The sequence below is a fragment of the Deinococcus sp. Arct2-2 genome, from assembly GCF_004801315.1.
Taxonomy (GTDB): domain Bacteria; phylum Deinococcota; class Deinococci; order Deinococcales; family Deinococcaceae; genus Deinococcus.
In genome coordinates this window covers 95,913-112,420 of record NZ_SSNW01000002.1, presented here as the reverse complement: position 1 = coordinate 112,420, position 16,508 = coordinate 95,913, and the positions used below count along the sequence as shown (strand labels likewise).

The 16,508-nt window shown below is 61.1% G+C and carries 11 protein-coding genes; 8 read left to right on the top strand and 3 right to left on the bottom strand.

Translation table 11 applies throughout. The annotated features are described in order from the left end of the window. Positions 1–5: 5 nt before the first annotated feature. Together E7T06_RS01635 and E7T06_RS01630 are read right to left on the bottom strand one after the other, a co-directional pair. Positions 6–3,593 (bottom strand): EAL domain-containing protein, encoded by a 3,588-nt coding sequence (locus tag E7T06_RS01635; RefSeq protein WP_136364112.1) that lies wholly within the window; start codon positions 3,591–3,593, stop codon positions 6–8. 215 nt (positions 3,594–3,808) lie between these two features. Further along, positions 3,809–5,482: an FAD-dependent oxidoreductase gene (locus tag E7T06_RS01630; protein WP_136364111.1), complete on the bottom strand. Its 1,674-nt coding sequence runs from the start codon at positions 5,480–5,482 to the stop codon at positions 3,809–3,811. Between the two features lie 202 nt (positions 5,483–5,684). On the opposite strand from E7T06_RS01630, the gene E7T06_RS01625 reads away from it, so the two are divergent. Next, on the top strand, positions 5,685–5,891 hold the full coding sequence (locus E7T06_RS01625; protein WP_136364110.1) for a hypothetical protein: 207 nt from the start codon (positions 5,685–5,687) through the stop codon (positions 5,889–5,891). A gap of 17 nt (positions 5,892–5,908) precedes the next feature. Here the strand turns inward: E7T06_RS01625 and E7T06_RS01620 are convergent, their stop codons facing one another. Then, positions 5,909–6,928 (bottom strand): LacI family DNA-binding transcriptional regulator, encoded by a 1,020-nt coding sequence (locus E7T06_RS01620; protein ID WP_136364207.1) that lies wholly within the window; start codon positions 6,926–6,928, stop codon positions 5,909–5,911. 494 nt (positions 6,929–7,422) lie between these two features. Between E7T06_RS01620 and E7T06_RS01615 the strand changes: the two genes are divergently transcribed. From E7T06_RS01615 to E7T06_RS01585, 7 genes are all read left to right on the top strand, one after another. Beyond that, the gene (locus E7T06_RS01615) at positions 7,423–8,793 is read left to right on the top strand and encodes a sugar ABC transporter substrate-binding protein (protein ID WP_136364109.1); all 1,371 of its coding nucleotides are present in this window, start codon (positions 7,423–7,425) and stop codon (positions 8,791–8,793) included. A gap of 181 nt (positions 8,794–8,974) precedes the next feature. After that, a complete protein-coding gene (locus tag E7T06_RS01610; protein ID WP_136364108.1) occupies positions 8,975–9,898 on the top strand; it encodes a sugar ABC transporter permease in 924 nt (307 codons plus the stop codon). A gap of 2 nt (positions 9,899–9,900) precedes the next feature. Further along, positions 9,901–10,779 (top strand): carbohydrate ABC transporter permease, encoded by an 879-nt coding sequence (locus E7T06_RS01605; protein WP_240740793.1) that lies wholly within the window; start codon positions 9,901–9,903, stop codon positions 10,777–10,779. A gap of 304 nt (positions 10,780–11,083) precedes the next feature. Continuing rightward, the gene (locus E7T06_RS01600) at positions 11,084–12,589 is read left to right on the top strand and encodes a mannitol dehydrogenase family protein (protein ID WP_136364107.1); all 1,506 of its coding nucleotides are present in this window, start codon (positions 11,084–11,086) and stop codon (positions 12,587–12,589) included. 82 nt (positions 12,590–12,671) lie between these two features. Beyond that, entirely contained in the window at positions 12,672–13,439 is a 768-nt protein-coding gene (locus E7T06_RS01595; RefSeq protein ID WP_136364106.1) for a glucose 1-dehydrogenase, read from the top strand. Between the two features lie 354 nt (positions 13,440–13,793). Next, the gene (locus tag E7T06_RS01590; RefSeq protein ID WP_136364105.1) at positions 13,794–14,873 is read left to right on the top strand and encodes an NAD(P)-dependent alcohol dehydrogenase; all 1,080 of its coding nucleotides are present in this window, start codon (positions 13,794–13,796) and stop codon (positions 14,871–14,873) included. A gap of 120 nt (positions 14,874–14,993) precedes the next feature. Continuing rightward, positions 14,994–16,508, top strand: a complete 1,515-nt coding sequence (locus tag E7T06_RS01585) for an FGGY-family carbohydrate kinase (RefSeq protein WP_136364104.1) — start codon at positions 14,994–14,996, stop codon at positions 16,506–16,508.

Below are 16,508 nucleotides of genomic sequence, written 5' to 3'. Positions count from 1 at the left end.
CGTCCTTAATTGTCGCCTTGCCGCGCAGGTTGCAACACCGCTTGCTCTGCGAAAGCCAGATGGGCCACGCCCTTAATTTCTGCGGCGGGCAGAGGCCGGGCAAACAAGTAACCCTGAACATGGGTGCATCCCAAGATTTGCAGGACTTCCAATTCGGAAATTTCCTCGACGCCCTCGGCCACCACCATGATTCCTAGGCGGTGGCCGAGCAAAATGACGGCGGCTAAGAGTGCCTGACGCCGGGTGTGTTGCGCGACGCCCTTCACAAACAGCCGGTCTACTTTGAGCACATCAATTGGCAGCGTGCCCAACACGGCCAAGCTAGAAAAGCCGGTTCCGAAATCGTCGAGAGCTACCCGCATTCCTAGGTCACGCAATGCCTGAAGGCGGTTGTTGACCAGTTCCATATCCTGAATGACGACAGCCTCGGTAATCTCCAGAATGAGGGAAGAGGCCGCCGCGCCAGTGGCTTCCAGTGCCCCCAGAACTTGCTCTAAGAAGTCGCAGCTCATCAACTGGGTAGAACTGACATTCACGCTGATGGACACGGGCTTGTTCCATGCTTGCGCCCAAGCTTTGCCTTGCCGGAGGGCGCAGTGCAGCACCAGCGCCCCCAATTCGTGGATCAGGCCGCTTTCCTCGGCCACGCGGATAAATTCCAGCGGGCTGACCCAGCCAAGTTCAGGATCGTGCCAGCGTGCCAAAGCTTCAAAGGCCACCGCTTGCCGCCCCAGCAGGCTCACGATGGGCTGATAATGCACGCTGAGACCTTGGGGAAGCAGCTCTTGGGCATGCAGGGCACGTTGGTGTGAAACCGGAGCAGGGAGCGCTTGGGGAAGGAAATTTTGGGCCTGTAGGGCAGCCCGTAGACGCCGTTCCAACCGGACTCGCCGCTCCTGAATGGCCGATAGATCGGGTGTAAATAGACACCAGTTGCCCGCCCCGATGCGTTTGGCCTCATGCAGCGCCAGATCGACTTGGCGGTACAGTTCGCTGGCCGCCGCGCCCTCGTCTGGGCTGATGCAGATGCCCACGCACACGCTGACATGAAATTCCATATCGGCCACGTCCAGAGTCTCTGCCAAGCGTTCGAGGAGCAGGGTGGCCATCTGGCCCGCTTCCTCCTCCCTCACGATAGGCAACAGCACTCCAAATTCGTCGCCAGCCAGCCGAATCACTGTGCCACGCCCTTCGCAAACTTCCGTCAGTCGCCGCGCCACCGCCTGAAGGAGCGAATCTCCGACATGATGCCCAAAAGTGTCGTTGACGGTCTTGAATTGGTCTATGTCTAGCAGCAGCACAGCGGTTTTGGCCTGCGGTTCTCTGGCCAACTGCTCCAGCGACCAGTTGAAGACCCGGCGGTTAGGCAGGCCGGTCAATTCGTCTTCGCGCGCCTGCCGCTCCAGTTGTTGGCGCATCCTATAGGCCTCGGTCACGTCGGCAAAAGAGACGACAGCGCCCCGAAAGACTCCATCTTCTGCCAGCGGAACGGCATTAATGGAGACCAAAATGGCCCGCCCATCTGGACGCACAAATTCTATGACCGCGTCGCGTACTGTTTCGCCCGTCGTGATCACATGAGCCGCCGGATACGCGCTGACCGGAAGGAGTTGACCCGCTGGGTCGCGCAGCCCCCACGCCGTATCGAAGGCTGAGGGGAACACCGCTGTGCCGCTGCCTCCCACGCCTCCAGAGTGGTCCCCTTGAACGTCCAGGCCAAGGCCGGTCAGCTGGTAGGCGGCAGGGTTGGCAGCCACCACGTTGCCTGCAGCGTCAAACAGCAGCACGCCCTCGTCGAGCGCCCGCAACGTGGTTTGGGCTTGGCGTTCGCTCCGCTCCAGCGTTCTGAGCAGGTGGGCGCGTTGCAGAGCGGGGGCCAGCTGAGGTTGCAGCCAGCGTAGATGCTCCAGCACGTCTTGGCCGGGTTCTGGATGTCCCGTAAAATTCAGCGCGATCAGGGCTGTCAGCTGATGTTCGTGGTTGAGGGGCACCAGGAGGACAGGGCCGACCTCACTTAACAGACTCCGGTGAGGCGTCCCGGGAACGCCGGGCAACACTGCGTCCGGTAACGTTGGGTCAGGCAATTCGTCATGCAGCCAGAAGGGGAGGCCGAGGGTGATGGCGCGCCCAACACTGGACTCTGGCGCGGCCTGAAACTGGCGCAGGTGGCTCAAGATGCGTGCGGGTATTTGCCCGGCGTGCAGCACCCGGAATGTTCCGGACAACGCTCCAGCCGAGTCTAGTGGGCCAGCCATGAGGGCGTGCGGCGTTCCGGCAATGTCGGCCACCGCTTGGAGGGCGTCGCGGTAGACGCTCAGCGCTTCGGTGGCTTGCCCCAGTTGTGCCAGCAATTGCCGTGCGCCGCCTTCCCACCGCAGCTGGCGCTCCTGCTCCGAGACGTCCCGGATGGCGCCTACCCAGCCGCACACCTGCCCCGATTCATCTTGCACAGGCACGCACTGCACCTCGGTGGCGCGGAACTGGCCGCTGTGGTGGTGCAAGCGCACCCTCATTTTGAACGAGTGACCGAGGGCGGTCTGGGCTTGTAACTCATCGCTGGCGGCCTGTTGATCGGCTGGATGAACCGCCGCCATATAGCCGAAGTCCCGGTGCTGCTCAAAGGGTTGGCCCGTAAAATATTCCCAAGTCCGTAGGGGCCGCGTCACCCTGAATTCGGCGTCCACTTCCCAGATCACTGCGTGCGTCGTTTCCAGCAGGGTGCGGTAAAGACCCTCGTTGCGCCGCGCTTCCTCGAACAGTTGGGCGCGCTCTATGGCGCTGGCGCACTGGGCGGCCACCACCGTCAGTTTGCTGCGGGTCAGCAGGTCTACAGCCCAAGGCTGCTTCATGCTCAGGGCCAAGCTCCCCAGCACCCGCCCGCTGCTCCGGAGCGGCAACACCACGATCTCCTGGGTCTGCGGGTCGATGGCCAGGGCCGGATAGCGGGCTTCACATTCGGCCCGGCTCATGACCATCAGGCGGCCCGTCCTGAAGGCTTCGGCCAGCGGCACGGCAGCGTCTGAGGCAATTCGCAAATAGGGCTGAACGACTGATGGATCAAAATTGACGGCGTAGCGCACTTTCAGCACGTCTTCTTCGGGGTCGTGGAGAGCCACCAACACCCCGTAGGTCTCTTCCTGTAGGTGCTGGAGGACAGTTTTCAACACTTGATCCAGATGGGTTGCGGCGTTCAGCGATTCGGTCAGGTTCAGCAGGCGCGAAGCATTGCGGCGGGCGTGCCGAAACGACGTGATGTCCTGAAAGAACACTTCTACTCCTTCTGGAGTCGGGAACGTTTTGACATGAAAATGCACGCCCAACGGTGGATATTCGGCATCGAAGGCCACCGACTGACCACTGTGGATGACTGTTGTATGACGCTCGATCAGCGCCCAAGCTTCTGGGAACTCGTCAGGCAGGCGGCGGCCCACCAACTGAGCGGGCGTTTTGCCGGTGGCTTTGGCAATGACCCGGTTCACATACGTAAATCGCCACTCGCGGTCTAGGGCGACGTACCCATCGGTCATCGCCTCCAAAATGTGACGATCACGCTGATTCAGAAGCTTTTTCCCGGAGTGGTCACGCTGGCCCATGCTGGCATGATCCCGCAACCTCAGCCGTGAGTTTCCTCGCGTTCCTGACTTCTCGTCTTTTCCTCATGTCGCGCCGAATTCATTCTCTGGGTGCGTCGGGTGTATTTGGGTCTGGCCCAGAACGACCCGCTGGAGCTCTTGTGCAATTGCCCAGTCAGGTTGTGGTGTGAACGATAGGCCAAATTTCGTCCTGACCCTCTCAGGGCGGTTTCACCCTACGGGTGCAGGCCCAAGTAGTGGTGGATTAGGGCCACCGCCATGCTGCCCTCGCCGACGCTCGACGCCACCCGCTTAACAGAGTCGTGGCGCACGTCGCCCGCCGCAAAGATGCCCGGCACACTGGTCTCGAGCAGCAGCGGAGCACGCTTCAGCGGCCAGTGGGGAGCGGCAACGGCGCTTCCTGTCAGCACATAACCGCGGCTCTCCCGAACCAAAGCCTCAGGCAGCCAATCGGTGCGGGCGTCCGCTCCGATAAACACGAAGAGGGCGTCCGTTTCGATCTGTTCTTCAGCAGCGTGGGCGTGGCGTACCGTCAGCCCCGTCAGCTGAGTTTCGCCGTGCAAGGCCACCACTTCGCAGCTCAGGCACACCCGCACATTGGCTTTGCCGCGCAACTGGTCTATCAAATACTGAGACATTCCCGCTTCCAAACTGGGGCCACGAATAAGCAGGCTCACGCGCTCGGCGTAGCCCGAAAAATGCATGGCCGCTTGCCCAGCAGAGTTGCCGCCGCCGATCAAATACACGTCTTTGCCCCGCGTGCCGGGCGCTTCGGTGCGGGCCGCGCCGTACCACACGCCGCGCCCGCTGAGTGCTTTGGCTCCTGCCAGCGGCAAGGGCCGCCATTCCACCCCAGTAGACACGATGACCGTGCGGGCTTGCAGGCGTTCGCCGCCTTCTCCTGCACTCCCGTCAAGAGTCACCGTATGGCAGCCTGTCCCCGGTGTGGGGCTGGGCGTCAGGGCCACCGCTTCACGGGTGGTCACCACTTCGGCCCCGAATCGCCGCGCTTGCCGCAGGGCGCGGGCGCTCAGGTCATCTCCAGACAGGCCAGTGGGAAAGCCCAAATAGTTTTCGATGCGCGACGAGGTGCCTGCTTGCCCACCGGGAGCGTGTTTTTCGATCAGCAGCGTACACAGGCCCTCTGACGCGCCGTACACCGCTGCCGCCAGCCCCGCCGGACCACCGCCCAGAATGACGATGTCGTATTCGGGCCGCTCGGGACGGACTTGCAGGCCCACCTGCACAGCCAAGTTGCGCAGGCTCGGGCGGGTCAGCACCTCGCCGCTCGGCAAGATGACCGTGGGCTGAGGCAGGTGGGCCACCTCCGGCGGAATCAGCGCGGCTAGGGCGGGTTCTTCCGGGTCAAGCCACCGAAACGCAATCTGATTGCGGGCCAAGAAATCACGCAGCTCAGCGCAACCGGATTCGGCGCGGCCGCCGATCAGCAGGGTCACGGCCTGCGGCGTTTCTACAGCCAGCCGTTGCAGGTCGCCCACCCGCCGCGTCATGTTCCTCAGTACCCGCGACGCCACCGCATCCGAACGCGCCATCAGCGCATAAAAATCGGGCGCTTCCAGCCGCATGACCCGCGAATTTTTCTCTGCCCGGATGCTGGCAACTGCTCCTGATCCCAGCAGCAGCGGCACTTCTCCAAACGCCTCGCCGGGCAGGTAGCGGGTGATCACATGTTCGGCCCCTGCCGTTTCCTTGCGGACCTCCAGTTCCCCTTTCAGCAGCACAAAAAATGCCCCGGTGTCGCCCTCCTGAATCAGCCAGTCTCCTGCATTCAGGTACACGTCTGCGGCGACCAACGCCAATTCTTCATGTCCGGCTGGGTCGAGGTCGGCAAAAAAGGTGAGCTGGCGCAGGTCGTGTGAGGTGATCAACTGGAATCCTTATTTGGGCAGGCGGCGGAAAAGGTGGGCTGGTCTCCAGTGTGCATTCTGTCAGCTTTCAGCTCCTTGCTGCCGTGTGCCTGCACGCACTGGAGAGCTACACCCGGACTCTTCAGGTCAGCCGAAGGGCGGCCAAAGGCCAGCTTTATGAGAAATTCATGTGTAGCCTGATCTGTTGCGCCACACTCAGAGCATGATCTCTGTCCTCTCGCTGCTGATGGGAAGTTCCAGTGCGCTGAGCGTGCTGACGCTGGTGCTGCTGTTTACGGGCAACCTTTGGGCGATGGCTGCCGCCGCCGCCGCCGCAATGGTGCTGGCCGCCTTGGCTATTCCGGCCCTCGTGCAGCAAGAAGATCTGGAGCAGGGACAGATGGGCCAGTTCGGTGCAGCCGAGCTTTAAGGTTCAGAGGGTGGCCCTCAATCCGGCTTAGGCGGACCACAACTTCCTCGCTCAATCAGTTTGCCCGGAAACGTGATGCTTTCGCCCGTCGAGCCGCCTTCTAGGGCGGCGATAATTTTAAGCGCTGTCGCTTCGGCCATCGCTTCTACCGGCTGCTCTATGACCGTAATGGGCGGCTCTACCAGCGCTGTCCACGGGTAATTGTCGAAGGTGAGCAAACTGACGTCGCCCGGAATATGCAGTTCACGTTCACGCAGTGCCCGGTAAGCGCCCACAGCTTGCGTGCCTGCCAGCGCGATCAGGGCCGTGGGCGGCGCAGGCAGACTCATCAGGTCGTGCGTCAGGCGGTAAGCGGTGTCCTCGGTGAGCAGTGTGACGCGCTGGTATTCGGGCGGCACGGTGAGGCCATGCGCGTTCATGGCTTCCGGAAAAGCGCGGCTGCGTTCTTCAGGGTGGATGCTCGGGTGGTAGGTACCCAGTGCAGCGACTCGGCGGTGGCCTAGCCTGTGCACATAAGCGACGGCGCTGTACATGGCAGCGGCGTTGTTCAGCATCACGTGGGTATAGGGACTGTTGGGCGACGTGTAATCGAATTCTACGACCACCACGCCCCGCGCCACCATGCGGGCCAGATATTCACGGCTTTCGGGGCCGTAGCCCGCCCGAATCATGATGGCCGCCACCCGTTGCCCGTACAAGCGGCGCAGTTCTTCCACTTCACGGGCGGCGCTGTACTCATTTTCGGTAATGATCAGCGTGTATCCGGCCCGGTTGAGGGTACGGGCGGCGGTGCGGGCAAACTGGGCAAAAAAGGGTTCGACGATGCTGCCCAGCACCAAACCCACCGTTTGGCTTTGGCCTCCGCGCAGGCCGCCCGCGCGTTGGTCGGGTTCGTAGTGCAGCGCTTCTATCGCGGCCTGCACGCGGGCAAGGGTTTCGGGCGTAAGTTTATCGGCTTCACGCAGGGCACGTTTTGCAGTGGTGGGGGAGACGCCCGCGAGTCGCGCGACGTCTTGAATGGTGGACACGCGGGCCATTCTATGCGTCATAGCGGTAAAACACGAGTCGTCCGGAATGGCGCTGATGTGCGGGCCTCATCCGAGTGGAACGAGCGGCAACACGGAGAGGACGGCGGCCATCCACGAACATCTGGTGTCGTTGCGGATGCCCAGGCCTCAAAGCAAGTCCGTATCACGCGGCTCTCCTCCTGCCCAGTTCGGCAAGCCTGAGGGTATGCCCCAGATAGGGCGGTTGGCGATCAACATACGCGGCATACACAGACTCCTAGAACGCTCTGAACGACTCCACGATACGCCAATGGTCACGAGATCATTGAACCAAGTGTAGAGAATACGCTTAGGGCTGGACATTCGGTGAAAGATGTGGTTCACTAATGGTCACGAGACCATCAATCAAAGTTCTGGGTGAAAGCGGTCACCCGGTCTGCCCGGTACGCCTGTGTACCGCGTTCCTTGCCGCCTCATCCTCTTCCTGCCGTCGTATTGGCGGCACGCGCCCCGGAGGCTCACCCATGCAATCGATTTCAAAGCGGTTCTCGTTCAAGCGTTCTCTGACCTTGGCCCTTTCGCTCGGCACTGCCGCCGCTCTGTCGGCTGCGTCGGCGGCCAGCACCATCACGATTGCCACCGTCAACAACCCCGACATGGTCACGATGCAGGGCCTGACTGGAGAGTTCAACAAAAAGTACCCTGACATCACCGTGAAATGGGTGGTGCTGCCTGAAAACGAACTGCGCCAGAAGATTACGCTGGACGTAGCAAGCGGCGCGGGCAGCTTTGACGTGGCCACCGTCGGCGCATACGAAGTGCCGATCTGGGCCAAGAACGGCTGGCTCGATCCCCTGACGCCCCTGTTTGCCAAGAATGCAGCCCTCGCCAAGAGCTACAACGTGAACGACATTTTGCCCAGCGTGCGCGGCGCTCTGACCGTGAAGGGCAACCTCTACGCCGTGCCGTTTTACGCTGAAAGCTCCATGACGTACTACAACAAAGACCTGTTCAAGAAGGCCGGCCTGACCATGCCTGTTCAGCCCACTTGGAGCCAAGTGCAGGGCTTTGCCGCCAAAATTCATAATCCCGCTGCGGGCGTGTACGGCATCTGCCTGCGCGGCCTGCCCGGCTGGGGGGAGAACGCCGCGTTCTTCAGCACGCTGGCCAACACCTTCGGCGCACGCTGGTTCGACAACAACTGGCAAGCCCAGCTGAACAGCCCCGCTTGGAAGAGCGCCCTGACGTTCTACGTCAACCTGATGAAGAAGTCTGGCCCTCCCGGAGCCACCTCCAACGGCTTTACCGAAAACCTGACCCTGATGAGCCAGGGCAAGTGCGGAATGTGGGTAGACGCGACGGTGGCTGCTGGATTCCTCAGCGATCCCAGCAGCAGCAAAATCGTCAAGAGCGTCGGGTTTGCCAATGCGCCCGTCGGCCCCGGCACCCCGCGCGGCAACCACTGGTACTGGAGCTGGAATCTCGCCATTCCCAAGAGCAGCAAACAAGAAGACGCGGCTTTCAAGTTCATCACGTGGGCAACCAGTCAGGAGTACATCGCGCTGGTCGCCAAGACCAAAGGCACGTGGGCCAGCGTCCCTCCCGGCACCCGCGCCAGCACCTACAGCAACGCCAGCTACAAGAAGGCCGCCGGAGCCTTCAGCGGTCTGGTCATCAACGCTCTGAACACCGCAGACGTGAACAAGGCCACCAAAGACCCCGTGCCCTACACCGGGATTCAGTTCGTCGCCATTCCTGAGTTCCAGGCCCTTGGCACAGTCGTCGGGCAGTACATTGCGGGCGCACTCAGCGGCCAGACCACCATCGATCAGGCCATCAAACTGGCGCAGGACGCGGCCAACAAGACGGCCAAAGACGGCGGCTACCAGAAGTAAATTCTGCTGACAGCGGGCCTGTTCTAGCAATTGAAACTTGATGGCCTGCATGGGGCGGCAGTGTTCCGCCCCATGCAACCGTTTCCCCGGAAAATGAACTCCCTTCTGTTCAGCTCAAGCCCCGCTCCGGTTCCGAACTGACCAGCCCTCACTGGCTGTTTTTGCTTAGAAGGTGGATCCCATGACTGTCGCTCAGAACCTCGCTGCCACCAGCCCGCCTGCTCCGCGCCAACGCTTCCGCTTTACGCCTGCGGCACTCATCTGGCCCGCCATGCTGTACCTGATCCTCACCACTCAGGTGCCGTTTTTCATGACGCTGTACTACTCGCTGTTCCGCTATAACCTCGTCGACCCCACCAACCGCCCGTTCGTGGGGCTGGGTAACTACATTTCGCTGCTCACCGATGCCAGCAACCTGCGAATCGTCCTCAATACGCTGGTGTTGGCGGGCGGCACACTCACGGTCACGCTCATTTTGGGCGGCTCGCTCGCCATGCTGCTCAACCGCAATTTTCCGGGCCGTACCCTGCTGCGTACCCTGATGATCAGTTCGTTCTTGGTCATGCCCATCGTGACCGCTGTGGTGTGGAAGAACATGCTGCTGAACCCTGTGTTCGGGTTCTTCTCGTGGGTGGTCAGTTCGCTGGGCGGCGTGCCCGTCGACTGGTTGGCCCAATTTCCGATGGCCAGCGTCATTGCCATGATCGCGTGGGAATGGACGCCGTTTGCCATGTTGATCCTGCTGACCGGACTGCAAAGCCTGCCCGAAGACCAGTTGGAAGCCGTGCGCCTTGACGGAGCCAGCCCTTGGCAAGAGTTCCGCTACGTGGTGCTGCCCCACTGGACGCAGGCCATTCAAGTCGTCGTGTTGATGGAAACCATCGCGCTGCTTCAGGTCTACGGGGAAATCTACGGCAGTACGTCGGGCGGGCCGGGTGTGGCGACCACCAACTTGCCCTACTTCATCTACCAGAAGGCTTTTGCCGAGTACAACATCGGCCTCGCCAGTGCCGCCGGCGTGCTGACCGTGATTCTCACCAACATTCTGGCGGTGTACCTGCTGCGAATGATCAACCGCACGCTGGCCCACAACAAGGGGGACTGACCATGACTGCCGTACCCACCACCCCTTCCCCAGTCGCGCCGCCCCCAGCCAAACGGAGCAGCGCTGCCGCCCGCACACGCGTTCAGAACATCGTGCTGACCACCATCACCTACATCATCGCCATTTCCTTCCTCTTCCCGCTGGTCTGGATGATGATGGCCGCCTTCAAAACAGAAGCTCAGGCTTTCGCGGTGCCGCCTGTCTTCTCCTTTACGCCTATTACCGACAATTTCCAGCGGGCTTTGCCCAGCTATTTTCCGGCGCTGGTCAATAGTCTCATCGCCGCTATCGGCAGCACACTTCTGGCCTTCGTGCTGGGTCTGCCCGCTGCCTTTGCTCTGGCGGTGTATCCCACCAAACGCGCCCAAAACACCCTGACTTGGATGCTGTCTACCAAGATGATGCCCGCAGTGGGCGTGATCGTGCCGCTGTTCCTGCTGTACAAAAGCCTCGGCCTGCTCGATACCCGCTTGGGCCTGATCCTGATGTACACCACCATGAACTTGCCGCTGGTGGTGTGGATGATGCACTCGTACCTCACCGAGATTCCGTATGCGATCTATGAGGCCGCTAAAATTGACGGCGCGAGCGTCAGCCAAGAATTCTTCAGAATCGCGCTGCCGCTGAGTATGCCCGGTGTGTCGGCGACCGCGCTGCTGTGCTTGATCTTCGCGTGGAACGAAGTCTTCTTTGCCCTGAACCTCACCACATCGGACGCCGCGCCGCTCAGCGTGTATATCGGTTCGTTTAAAACCAGCATGGGCCTGTTCTGGGCGCAACTCAGCGCCGCCGCGACCCTCACCGTGTTGCCTGTGCTGATCTTCGGTTGGGTCGCCCAGCGTCAACTCGTGCGCGGCCTCAGTCTCGGAGCCGTGAAGTAAAGGTTTTCAGCGTGGGACGGGCAACGGGGGCTGCCCCAGCCCACGCCAAACCTCAATCCTGAGACAAAGTAACTGGAGACTGTTCCAAGAGACAGTGGGCGCACCTTTCAGGCTCTGAACCGCCGTCAAGCGCTTCAGGGCCGCGTTGTTTGGGGCGTAAATCCACACAAATGACAGCGTTTCAAAAGTTCTTCTTGAGAGCCCCCTAGGTTCTGCGCTCGCCCTGCTCGTCTCTCACGACTCAACACCAACCACTGACAGAACAGAATCACAAGAACACCTTCAGCATTGTGGGAGTCCCGATATGGTCAAACTCAACCGATCAGCCCTAGACGCACTGAGTTCCAGCGTTCTGGTTCCCAACTACGATCCTTCAACCCTTCAGTCCGGCATCGTTCACTTTGGCGTAGGTGGGTTTCATCGCTCGCACGAAGCCATGTACCTAGACCGCCTGCTGAACGCGCGAGGCAGTACCGAGTGGGCCATTTGCGGGGTAGGCGTGCTGCCTCACGATGCCCGGATGCAGGCTGTTTTTGCCGCCCAAGACAACCTTTACACCCTCATCACCGTATCGCCAGATGGTCAGTCGGAGGCCCGCATCATCGGGGCGATCAACCGCTTTCTGTTTGCGCCCGATGATCCTGAAGCAGTGCTGGAAAAACTGGCTGATCCGGCCACCAAAATCGTCTCTCTGACGGTCACCGAAGGCGGCTACAGCGTTAACAACGTTACAGGCGAGTTTGAAGTGTCCAGTCCGGCTATTCAGAATGATCTGAGAGCGGGGGCGACGCCCCAAACAGTATTCGGGTTCATCACCGAAGGGCTGCGCCGCCGCCGTGAACGCGGTATCGCGCCCTTTACCGTGATGTCCTGCGACAACATGCAGGGCAACGGCCATGTGGCCCAGCATGCCTTTACTGCCTTCGCCCGCCTGAAGGACGCCGAACTGGGCGAGTGGGTGGCGCGACAGGTCGCCTTCCCCAACTCGATGGTAGACCGCATTACGCCTGTGACCAGCGAGCAGACCAAGCAAGAATTGGCCGCCGACTACGGCGTTGAAGATGAGTGGCCGGTATTGGCCGAAACCTTTACCCAATGGGTGCTGGAAGATAACTTTACGATGGGACGGCCTGCGCTGGAAAGTGTGGGCGTACACGTTGTAGACGATGTGGAACCTTACGAACTGATGAAGCTGCGGCTCCTAAATGCCTCGCATCAGGCGATGAGTCATCTGGGGCTGCTCGCAGGCTACACCTATGCCCACGAAGTTCTTCAGCACCCGCTGTTCGTGGATTTTTTGCTGGGTTACATGGCGCAGGAAGCCACGCCCACTTTGCAGGCCGTGCCGGGAATCGACCTAGCCGCCTACCACCACCAACTGATCGAGCGCTTTGGCAGCCCCGCCATTCAGGACACGCTGGCCCGCTTGGTGGCCGAAGGCTCAGAGCGTATCCCCAAGTTCCTCTTGCCCGTCATCCGCGAGCAACTGGACACGGGCGGCGAAATAGAGCGTTCGGCCCTCGTCGTGGCGGCTTGGAGCGTGTACATAGAAGCGGCCCGCGCCGGACGCTTTCCCCTCGTAGATCCCCGCGCCGAACGACTGACGGCAGCGGCCCTGCGCGAGAGCCAGCAGCCGGGAGCGTTCTTAGAGCTTGAAGATATTTTTGGCGATTTGGCCCACAGCGAGCGCTTCCGGGCAGCGTATCTGGCAGGCCGTGAGTGTGTGCAGCGTCTGGGCGCACTCGGCGCACTAGAAGAACTGGCCACCAAAACTGGGAGCAAAACCAGTGTGGGCGCGGGTTCAGCCTGAAGCCTGTGAATCAAACCCGTGTGAGCCTTCTCAATCCCTTCAGCTCACTTCTTCCTCTTTCATTTCCCCTTAAGGACAACCCATGACTCAGGCTCCCACTTCTTCCAACATCCTTGATCTGTTCAAACTAGACGGCAAAACGGCCCTTGTCACGGGCGCGGCGCAGGGCATCGGCTTTGAAATTGCCAAAGCGCTGGGCGAAGCGGGTGCGACCATTATCATTGCCGACATGAATCCGGCGGTGGGTGAAGAAGCCGCGTCCAGCATCGGCGGCACCTTTGAAGTGCTGAATGTCACCGATTCGGCGGCAGTGAAAACTCTGGCTGAGCGGTTGGGGCGCGTGGATGTGTTGGTCAACAACGCCGGAATTGTTCGCAACGGCCCCGCCGAAGAGGCCTCCGACGATGACTGGAATGCGGTCATGCGCGTGAATCTGGACGGCGTGTTCTGGTGCTGCCGCGAGTTCGGCAAAAAGATGCTGGATGCCGGATCGGGCAGCATCGTCAGCACCGCCTCCATGTCCGGCATGATCTCCAACCACCCTCAGGCACAAGTGTCTTATAACGCCAGTAAAGCGGCAGTGATTCACCTGACCCGCAGCTTGGCGGGCGAGTGGGCGGGGCGCGGCGTGCGCGTGAACGCGGTGGCCCCCGGTTACACGGCCACTCCGCTGACCAAAAAAGGGCTGGCGATTACCGAGTGGAGCGACGTGTGGTTGCGCGAAACCCCGATGGGCCGCGTAGCCGAACCGCGTGAAATTGCGCCCGCCGTGCTGTATCTGGCCTCCGACGCCTCCAGCTTTGTGACCGGACATACATTGGTAGTAGATGGCGGTTACACGGTCTGGTGAGAGCCTAAATAGGGCGGCTGTAGGAGTGTCTTGTCAGCAGTGCCTCAGTAATAGATTCCAATTTTTCAAAGTAGCTAAATCGTCAGTCATGCGTCTAAGTCCGTAGAGGTCTATGGCCTGTGCCGCTGCTGATGCGATCCGACCTAGCAGCCCGACCAGTTCATGATCTAAGAGAACGACATCTTTTCCAAGCGGGCGGGTGAGTCGGTGTAGGCAGGTTGGCGATTTCTAATCCAATCACAGTCCACTCCAACCAAACAGAGAATCAATCTTCCCAAATATCTAATTCCCGCACGTTCAGTTCCACTTTAGCATTGTAAAACTCCCCATGACTTGACCGAAGGAGCACCTTCTATGACCGTACTCGATTCCCAAACCGCAGTCCTCACTGGACACCGTTCTCTGGGTTGGGAAACCCGCCCGGTAGCCGCGCCGGGGCCGCATGAAGTGCGCGTAAAAGTGCGGCGCATCGGCGTGTGCGGCAGCGACGTGCATTACTACACGCATGGCCGCATCGGAAACTTTGTGGTAGAAGGCCCGCTGGTGCTGGGGCACGAAGTCAGCGGCGTGGTGGAAGCAGTGGGCGAAGGCGTGAGCCGCGTGAAAGTGGGCGACCGCGTGGCGCTAGAACCCGGCGTGCCGTGCCGCCGCTGCGCCTACTGCAAATCCGGCGCTTACAACCTGTGCCCAGACATGACGTTTATGGCGACGCCGCCCATAGACGGTGCCTTATCGCAGTACATCCTGTGGCCCGACGACTTCGTGTTTCCCGTACCTGACAGCGTGTCTGACGATGCGGCGGCGCTGCTGGAACCGTTGGCGGTAGGCGTGTGGGCGGCCCGCAAAGGCGCAGTCAAAACTGGAGACAGTGTAGCGGTGTTCGGCGCTGGCCCCATCGGCTGCACCACCATTCAGGCGGCCAAAGCAGCGGGCGCGACCACCTTAATCGCCGTCGACCTCGAAGATTTCCGGCTGGACTTGGCGCGGCAAGTGGGGGCCACCCACACCTTCAATGCCCGTACTGGCGATCCGCTAGAGTTTATTCGTAGCGTCACGGCGGCGCGGGATGGCCTGCCCCTGTCTCACGCGGGCGTGGATGTCAGCTTTGAAACGGCGGGCAGTTTGCCCACCACGCGCCTGAGCTTGGCGGCCCCAAAGCCGGGTGGCGTCACCGTGCTGGTGGGCCTGCCGCCAGACCCCGAAGTCAGCCTCGATATCGTGAGTGCGGCCAGCCGGGAAGTCAGCATTCGGGGCGTGTTCCGCTACGCCAACTGCTATCCCGCTGCTATAGAACTCGTTGCCAGCGGCGCGGTGAACCTAGACTTGTTGGTCACCCACCGCTACGACTTTGCCCACACGCCCGAAGCCTTCGTGTTTGCCGACGCCGAGAAGAAGACCAGCATGAAGGTCATGATTGAGGTGAATTCCGATTGAACGCCGTGTTTTTTGGGCGTTCAAGTCAAGTGGAGCACGTAGGAATGGAAGCGGGCTGCGTGCAATGGACGGACATCCCGTGCTGTTTGGGATGTCCGGTAATGGAACGGAGTCCGTCTGATGTCTTCTGAGCTTTTATTGGGCATAGATGTCGGCACCTATTCCAGCAAGGGTGTATTGGTTACTCCTGCCGGGGAAATCCTGCGCCAGCACGTCATCCCACACACGGTTTCCTTCCCTGCGCCCGGCTACGCCGAGCAAGACGCCGACGCCGTGTGGTGGGCCGATGTACAAGCCATTCTTGCCGCGCTGCTGTCTGGGCCGTATTCGGGCGAGGATGTAGCGGGTGTGGCCCTCAGCGCCATCGGCCCCACACTGCTGCCGCTGAATTCGGCGGGCCGTCCGTTGCGCCCCGGCATCTTGTACGGCGTCGATTCCCGCGCCCAAGCGCAAATAGAAGCGCTGGAAGCCGAAATCGGCGCAGACGCGATCTTTGCCCACAGCGGCATGAGCCTCACCAGTCAAGCCATCGGCCCCAAAATTCGCTGGTTGCGTGAGCAGGAGCCTGAGCTTTGGGCGAAAACGGCCACCCTCACCACCGCCAGTGCCTACCTTACCTACCGCCTCACCGGGCGGCACGTCATGGATCACCACACGGCCAGCCATTCCATGCCGCTGTACGATCCGGCCTCGCGTCAGTGGACGCCCCAATTCGCCGTGCCTGTGCTGGGGGACTCCGACCTGTCGCGCCTGCCCGAACTCGGCTGGAGCGATGAACGGGCCGGAACGGTGACTGCCGAAGCCGCCCGCTTGACTGGACTGCGCGAAGGCACGCCTGTGGCGGTGGGTGCGGTGGACGCCCTCAGCGAAGCCCTCAGCGTGGGTGTGGTCAATCCCGGCGACCTGATGATCATGTACGGTTCCACCACCTTCTTTATTTTGGTGCAGGACATGCCCACGCCCGATTCCCGCGTGTGGACGGTGGGCGGCGCGTTCGAGGGCCAGCACAATCTGGCGGCGGGCATGGGCACCAGCGGCAGCCTGACCCGCTGGTTTGCCGATGAATTCGCCCGTGACCAACCTACCAACGAGGCGTATGACACGCTGTTTGCTGGGGCCGAGGCCATCGCGCCCGGTTCGGATGGCCTGCTGGTCTTGCCCTATTTCAGCGGCGAGCGCACGCCGATCAATGACCCCCACGTACGCGGCGTCTTTGCCGGAATGAGCCTGACCCATACCCGTGACCACCTGTTCCGCGCCGTGCTGGAAGGCGTGGGTTACGGCATTCGCCACAACATAGAAGCCTTCCGGGATTTGGGCGCGGATGTGCGGCGCGTGGTGGCGGTGGGCGGCGGCGCAAAAACCCGCACATGGCTGCAAATCGTCTCCGACATCAGCGGCGAGGCCCAGCACTTGCCAGAGGTGACAGTGGGGGCCAGCTACGGAGATGCTTTTCTGGCTGGAATTGCGGCGGGTGTGCTGACGCGGGCCGACTTGGATTCATGGGTGCGCCCCGCCGACATCATTTTGCCGAATGCCGCACTAAAACCCGAATATGACCGCTTGTATGGCCTGTACCGTGACTTGTATACGGGTACGAAGGACGTGCTGCACGCCCTCAGGAGCCATAGCTAA